The organism is uncultured Hyphomicrobium sp. (genome assembly GCF_902826555.1).
Classification (GTDB): domain Bacteria; phylum Pseudomonadota; class Alphaproteobacteria; order Rhizobiales; family Hyphomicrobiaceae; genus Hyphomicrobium_C.
The window spans coordinates 42781-49317 of record NZ_CADEFI010000025.1 but is presented as its reverse complement, the minus strand read 5'-3'; the positions used below and the strand labels follow the sequence as shown (position 1 = coordinate 49317).

11 protein-coding genes are annotated in these 6537 nt (G+C 64.5%); 6 read left to right on the top strand and 5 right to left on the bottom strand.

From position 1 onward, the window contains the following. On the top strand, positions 1–867 hold an 867-nt coding region (locus QZV93_RS11755; protein WP_295558670.1), incomplete at its 5' end, for a UvrB/UvrC motif-containing protein. Between the two features lie 24 nt (positions 868–891). Then, positions 892–1296: a hypothetical protein gene (locus QZV93_RS11750; protein ID WP_295558668.1), complete on the top strand. Its 405-nt coding sequence runs from the start codon at positions 892–894 to the stop codon at positions 1294–1296. Positions 1297–1326: 30 nt separating this feature from the next. Here QZV93_RS11750 and QZV93_RS11745 read toward each other — a convergent pair whose 3' ends face one another. Next, the gene (locus QZV93_RS11745; protein WP_295558666.1) at positions 1327–1581 is read right to left on the bottom strand and encodes a hypothetical protein; all 255 of its coding nucleotides are present in this window, start codon (positions 1579–1581) and stop codon (positions 1327–1329) included. A 188-nt stretch (positions 1582–1769) separates the two neighbouring features. On the opposite strand from QZV93_RS11745, the gene QZV93_RS11740 reads away from it, so the two are divergent. Beyond that, entirely contained in the window at positions 1770–1982 is a 213-nt protein-coding gene (locus tag QZV93_RS11740; protein WP_295558664.1) for a hypothetical protein, read from the top strand. A 16-nt stretch (positions 1983–1998) separates the two neighbouring features. On the opposite strand, the gene QZV93_RS11735 is transcribed toward QZV93_RS11740, so the two are convergent. Continuing rightward, the gene (locus QZV93_RS11735; RefSeq protein ID WP_295558662.1) at positions 1999–2385 is read right to left on the bottom strand and encodes a hypothetical protein; all 387 of its coding nucleotides are present in this window, start codon (positions 2383–2385) and stop codon (positions 1999–2001) included. 193 nt (positions 2386–2578) lie between these two features. Between QZV93_RS11735 and QZV93_RS11730 the strand changes: the two genes are divergently transcribed. Next, entirely contained in the window at positions 2579–3223 is a 645-nt protein-coding gene (locus tag QZV93_RS11730; protein WP_295558661.1) for a DUF502 domain-containing protein, read from the top strand. Positions 3224–3233: 10 nt separating this feature from the next. On the opposite strand, the gene QZV93_RS11725 is transcribed toward QZV93_RS11730, so the two are convergent. The 3 genes from QZV93_RS11725 to QZV93_RS11715 all read right to left on the bottom strand — a co-directional run bounded on the left by QZV93_RS11725 (position 3234) and on the right by QZV93_RS11715 (position 5464). Further along, a complete protein-coding gene (locus QZV93_RS11725) occupies positions 3234–3947 on the bottom strand; it encodes a LuxR C-terminal-related transcriptional regulator (RefSeq protein ID WP_295558659.1) in 714 nt (237 codons plus the stop codon). Positions 3948–4280: 333 nt separating this feature from the next. After that, positions 4281–4694, bottom strand: a complete 414-nt coding sequence (locus tag QZV93_RS11720; RefSeq protein ID WP_295558657.1) for a hypothetical protein — start codon at positions 4692–4694, stop codon at positions 4281–4283. Between the two features lie 224 nt (positions 4695–4918). Next, positions 4919–5464, bottom strand: a complete 546-nt coding sequence (locus QZV93_RS11715; protein WP_295558655.1) for a tetratricopeptide repeat protein — start codon at positions 5462–5464, stop codon at positions 4919–4921. A 219-nt stretch (positions 5465–5683) separates the two neighbouring features. Here QZV93_RS11715 and QZV93_RS11710 point away from each other — a divergent pair, with 219 nt between their 5' ends. Then, entirely contained in the window at positions 5684–5995 is a 312-nt protein-coding gene (locus QZV93_RS11710; RefSeq protein ID WP_295558675.1) for a hypothetical protein, read from the top strand. A 140-nt stretch (positions 5996–6135) separates the two neighbouring features. Beyond that, positions 6136–6513, top strand: coding sequence for a hypothetical protein (locus QZV93_RS11705; protein ID WP_295558653.1), 378 nt, complete (start codon positions 6136–6138; stop codon positions 6511–6513). The last annotated feature ends 24 nt before the right edge of the window (positions 6514–6537 follow it).

Genomic DNA, 6537 nt, shown 5'->3' with positions numbered 1-6537 from the left:
ACCATCGGCCGTGCCGCGCGCAACGTCGACGGCAAGGTGATCCTCTACGCCGACGCCGTGACCGGCTCCATGGAGCGCGCCATGGCCGAGACGGAGCGCCGCCGCGAGAAGCAGGTGGCCTATAACACCGAGCACGGCATCACGCCCGAGAGCGTCAAGAAGAACATCGCCGACGTGCTGGCATCCGTCTACGAGCAGGACCACGTCACCGTCGATGCCGGCCTCGCCGACAGCCCCACCGTCGGCCACAACCTCGCGGCCGTCATCGAGGACATGGAGCGGCGCATGAAAGACGCCGCCGCCGACCTCGAGTTCGAGACCGCGGCCCGCCTGCGCGACGAGATCAAGCGCCTGCGCGAGACAGAGCTTGCCATCGCCGACGATCCGCTTGCGCGCCAATCCTCGGTCGAGGATCAGGCCGGGAGCTTCAAGGGCGAGCGCAAATTCGCCGGCAACGCCAACGTGCTCGCCGAAGCGAAAAAGGGCGGCAAGGGAGGCTCACGCATCGCCACCGAATATGAGCCCGTGCAGCCAACCTACGCGCAGTCGTCGTCGCGGCCCGGGTCGCGCATTCGCAAGCCGTCGCTCGATGACATGGGGCCCGGCACCGATCGCGCCATCCCGCGCCGGCCCGACATCGATCCGAGAACGAAAGCCGGCGCTTTTGGCGAAGGCATCCGCGGCCCTCACAAGCCGACGCTCGACGAGATGGGACCGCACGCATCGCTCGCCGTGAAGAAGGCCTCCGGCTCCTTGCCTCAGAAGCCGGATCTCACGAGACCTGCCCGCACCATCGAGGTCGAAACCGAGGCCGAGCAGAAAGGCCGCAAAGGACGCCCCCGCAAGACGGGCCGGCCAGGGCGCTAGCAGGCGCGAACACCGATGCCGCAAATGGCACGATGGATAGGGCTGTCATGCGCCGCGGTCTCCGCAGCGGTCATCCTCTATGTCGTCCTCGCCGCCGCGGACAACCACTACGAGCTCGGGCTCCTGCAGCGGGAGCACGGCTGCTATCTCGATGTGATCGGAATCTACTGCAAGGGCTTTCCCGGTGCGGGAATGCTAACCGATGCCCTCAATTTTCTCTATCTGCTGCTGCTGGCGGTGCCGACCGTTCTGCTGATAGGGCTCTTGAGCCTGCTCACAACCGGCACGTTTCCTGGCCTGGATGGCGATGCGGCGACGATATCCTTCCTCGCCGCCGCGATGGCTTGGCTTGTCGCGTTCATCGCGGCTGCGATCTGGCTCGCAGCAAGAGCGATCCGCAAGCTCCGGCAACCCGAAGCTCGCGACTGATCACACCGGATGACCCCCGAGGACAGCCTCTTAGTTGCAGGCCGGGCGCGAGGCCTTGCAATACGTCGTGACGGTATCGTCGCGACAAGTCAGCTTGACCTCTCCCGAGGGCTTCAGACCCTTCGCTTCGATGGCGTTCTTGAGCGCGGCATTGGCCATGAACACGGCTAGGTCCTTCGTGATCATGTCGGCCGAACCGACGACCGTGCGGCAGGCCGCCTCGGCACCCTGACCACACAGAACTGCTGCAGCGAGTGAAAGAAGCGACAGACGAAACATGGACATGCGAAAGCCTCCGTAGGTATACCGAGGGTGCACATGTACGCCGAAAACCCACCTCGCGCAGGCGCCAATCCAACGGATTGCCTTGCGACGAGCGAAATCGACCGCGAGCGTGTCCTCACCGACACGTGTGTGATAGCCCATCGATGGCAGCCCACGCGCCGATGCTCCATGAGAAAAGGACACTCCCGATGTCAGAACCCGTGATCGATCGCGAAGCCATGGGGCGGCTCGCCAAGGCCTTGAGCTTCATCTGCAGCCCTGACCACCCGACGACGGTCGCACTGCGCACGGCATCCGAAAGCGGCACCGACAAAGACATCAAGGCCGCACGCGCATTGTTTCTGAAGCTCAAGCCCTCAGACCGGCGCGCGGCATTGTCGATGCTGAGCGACAACGACTAGCATCGGGCGCACGGCCTCAGCGTCCGCGCCGTCCGGCGAGCCACACGACCAGGAGCAGAAGTGCAAATCCGCCGGCGATCCAGAGCGAGACGAGCAGAAAAAGAAGCGGCGCCATCGGCTCCACGCTGCGCAACACCATCACGAACGTGGCGGCGAACAGGGCGAGGGCGACAGTCTGCCCGATCGCCAAGAGCCAACGCGCGGCGTTGGTCCGCCCGAGCCGCAATCCGATCCACGCGGCCACCAGCGGCAACCCCACGATCCCACCCATGACCAAAAGCTCTTGGGTGGACATCTCGGACAGGTGAGCGTGGTTATTGACGCGCACGGTGTAGTACACGGCGGCGATCGCCAACGCCCCATGGAGACCGGCTGCGGTCGTAACGATGCGAACCGGATGCATGCGGTCTCCCATCTCTCGTGTCGTCGCACGTGGCGCGCCGCGGACAATAACATCATTCCAAGCCGATGCAGCAGGCGCGGACACGATACGACCGGAAGCAACCGGTTAATGCCATGAAGGATCTTGACGCGGCATCGAGCGTCGCAGACTCTTCCCCACTTGCACGACAACGACGGACACAGGAGCACGCCCCATGGGCCGCATCGGACGCATCTTTCTTGCCGGGCTTCTGGCCGCTCTGCCGCTGCTGCTCACGATCTTCGTCACCGCCTGGTTGCTCACGTTCTTGAACCAGTACCTGGGACCGAGCAGTGCATTTGGCGGCTTTCTGAGATCCCTTGGCCTGGGCGTGAGCGCGTCCGAGTATGCCCCCTACCTCATCGGCCTCGCGCTCATCATCGGCGCGATCTTCGCACTCGGACTTCTCGTGCACTCCCGCCTCGGCTCGTGGCTCGCCGCGCTCTTCGACAGGCTCATCCGCCGTGTCCCGCTCATCTCCAACGTCTACGACCTGTCGAGCCGCTTCGTTTCCATCGTCGATTCCAGCAATGGCGACAGCTTGAAGAGCATGAGCCCGGCATGGTGCTACTTCGGTGGCAAGCCCGGCGCCGCGGTCCTGGCCCTGCTCCCGTCGAAGACACCGATCCGTCTCGGCGATGCCGACTACATGGCCGTCCTCATTCCGTCCGCGCCGGTGCCGTTCGGCGGCGCTTTGATCTACGTTCCCGCCGCGTGGATCGAGCCTGCGGAAGGCGGCATCGACGAGCTGATGAGCGTCTACGTCTCGATGGGCATCACCGCCCCGGGATCCGCAGCCGCGACGAAGGCCTCACCGTAGCCTGCGACCCTCACTTGTCCGGTGCAGGCCACAGCTTGGACGCGATCAGCGCCGCCTGCGTACGGCTCTTGAGATTGAGCTGCTTCAAGATCGCGGACACGTGCAGCTTGGCGGTATGGGGCGAGCGAAACAGCGCCTCCGCGATTTCAGCGTTGCTTTTTCCTTCGCCGAGCAGGCGCAGCACCTCCAATTGCCGCTTGCTCAGCTTCGATGTGGCGTCCGCGGCCTCCCGCTCGTCCCTTCCCGACATTTCGATCATGGTGCGCAGCTGCGCCGCCAGCGTCTCGGTGACCGCCTGCTCGATCACACCCAAGACGCCGTTCGAACCGCCCTTTGCATCGCCCGATCCGGACAAGGGCAACAGCCCCGTCAGCTCCGCATGCAGGATCGCCACCCCGCTCGGCCGCTCGACCGACAACGGCACTCCGATGAGGAAGAACCAGCGCTGCTGGGTCGGCGAATCGCAGGGATAGATCATGGTGATCATCTCGCGTTGCCCATCGAGCAGTTGCTTGAGGGAAACCGAAAGATCTCCCGCGCCGTCCGACGGACAATAGGAGAGGTAGTTGGTGCCGACGCCGGATCGCGGGAGATTGAGACCGTTGCGTTTACCGAACGTCTTCCAGGCCTCGTTGACGGCCACGATCCTTCCCGCCCGATCCAGCACGGCCGTGCTGACGGGGAGAGAGCGCAGGTTCTGAAACCTTGCGAGCTTCTGCGTCATCGGAACGCCAACCTATCCCAGGCCGCGCGGCATCGAAAACTACACCTTCGGGCTATGGCAGCGCACCCCCCGACGCAGTACGTGAATAAGCAAGGCAAACTGCCTTGGCCCCGATCGAGATCATGAAAGCATGATTGTTGGCATGGTAGGGATGTTCGTCCTCGGCTTCAGCCCGATGCTGGCCGCCCTCGTATGGACGATCACGCGCGTGACGCGCCTTGACACCCGAATGCCCTGGGCACCGGCGGCATGCTCTGTGCGCGGAGCCGCCACCCACTCCGGAGCCGGACCCAGTGATTGAGCCGAGTGCTACAAAAGAAACTCCCGAAGTGCCTATGGCTTGGCCTCCATGCTCGGACGCTCCGCGCGGCCCACGAACCAGACGCCGACCAGCACCACGAGCAGCCCCGGCGCGATCCACAGCGAGGCGATGATCAGAAAAAGGGGAGCCAGCGGCTCATCCTGCGAAGCGCCGAGCACCATGACAAAAGACGCGGCGTATGCCACCAACGCGGCGATCAGGCCGCCGGCCAGGAGCCGGCCCGACTTTTCGCCGCGCGTCAGCCACGTACCGATTGCAAGGGCAAGCAGCGGCGGCAACGCCGAAGCCGAAAACACGAGACTGTCCGTGCTCGGCAGCTTCTCAAGCGGCGTGATGTTCCAGACCCGTGTGACGAAGTACACCGCAAGCGCGACAAGCGCGGCGTGCACCCAGGCCGCAATCTTCGCGATCTGAAGGGAGCGCATGAAAAGGTCCTAATCTCCGCCTGCAGCCATCCTGCACGACACCGGAGACTTCATTTTGCAGCTCACCTGAACCTTAAAATGTCACCTGCGGAACAGGATGAGAGCTGTTCCCTCTGCTGCCCCGCTCCCTCGAGCACAAATCGACGGGAATAACCCCGGACCGCGTCCCGATGAACACGATCCGGGGTCCCCGGCAGCGTCGACAACATCGACGCCACGCACGCTCAGCTGCCGCGCGGCAGCTTCACGTGGATCTCGGCAATCGCATCGGCAAGCGTCTGATAGTCCTCGCAGGCAACGCCGCAGACCTTTTCGATCTCGCGCAGCTGAAGGCGCGCACTCGGCAAATCGCCCTGCTGCAGGAACGCCTCGCCCATGTACTGGCGTGTACGCGTGTCCGCGGGATTGATCGCCAGCGCCTTCTGATAGTAGGGCATCGCCGCGTCGACATCGCCAAGCTTGCGCGTGGCAAAGCCCGTGACGCGGAGAATACGCGGATCCTCCTGGTTCTGCGCGCGCGCCGCCATCGCCAGCGCACCCGCGTAGTCGCCGTTCTTCGCGTTCCAGTAGGCCTGCTCGTAGATTTGGTCGTCCGAAAGCTGGCTGTTCTGCGGGGCGCAGGCAGGCTTGCCCGCATGGACGGGATCGGTACAGTCGATCTTCGGGCGCGGCGCCGGCTCGTCCATGGCGGCGAGGGCGACATGAGGCGCGATGAGGGTAGCCGCGGCGACGGCGAAGCCGACGGCGGCACCGCACTTTCTGTTGGTCATGCAGTAAAGCTCCGTTGATGGATGGAACGCGCGGCGATGCTGGCGGCACGCCGCGGATGCCACCGTTCTGCAGCGGCAACGGCGAAAAGGCAGTTCCACCCGGCACATTCGCGCATCGCTGAAAAAGGGCGCGCTTAGCCAAGCCGCGGAAGAGATATTGCCTCGCCGCCCGGCGAAGCTCACGCTCCGGTTTTCGCGTTCGCCAGGGAGGCAGCCATGATATCCGGCATCGATCCTCTGCTCGCGGCAGGCGTCGTCGTCGCCACCGCCGCAACCGATGCGGTCTATGTCTTGTTCACGTCCGCGGTCATCGCGCGCCGCCGCACATCGGCCGCGACCTGGAGCAGCATCTGGTACCTGCTTTCGTCGTTCGCCGTGATCTCGTACACGAACAACTGGATCTATATCGTTTTCGCAGCCGCGGGATCCTGGATCGGTGCATTTCTCACGATGACCTTCCTGCACGGACATACCGGAAGCCCGCCGGGCCCATTGTCGCCGGCGATCTCAGCCAAACCGACCGCCGAATAGCCAGCAGCGTCGACAACTCCGTACTGGCCGAAAGTCCAATTTCCTTGGAAAGCCCTCTGACGTCACATGGCGCGAAAAATTGCGCGAGCGTCACACACCGCAAAGAAGCGGCGAAAACCACGTCGGACGGGGGAACGAGGATGGGATACGAGGATCCTGAAACTTTGCTTGGTTTGATTGCAGCGGCCGGATTCGGCCTTCTCATCCTGGCGTTACTGATCCGCTCGCTGACACGCCCCCGCACCGGCGCGACGAGCGATGCCGATGCTGCGGTCCCGAGGCGCATCGATCCGGCAAAGCCCCAGAGCGCACCGCGCCCCATCCAGGCCACGCCTCCGCAAGCATCGCCGCCCGCGCCACGCCCCTCGTACACCGCTGTTGCGGCTGCGCAAGCGAGCCCGTTGACTGCCAAGGCAGCCGAGCCGCCGTCGGCGCGGATCGACTATTCCACGCAGCCCCTCGGCGTCCCGCCCGGCTCCTCGTATACGGCCATCGCCGTCGCCACCCATCAGCGCTGATCCGGCGCGAACCGCGATCGCGCG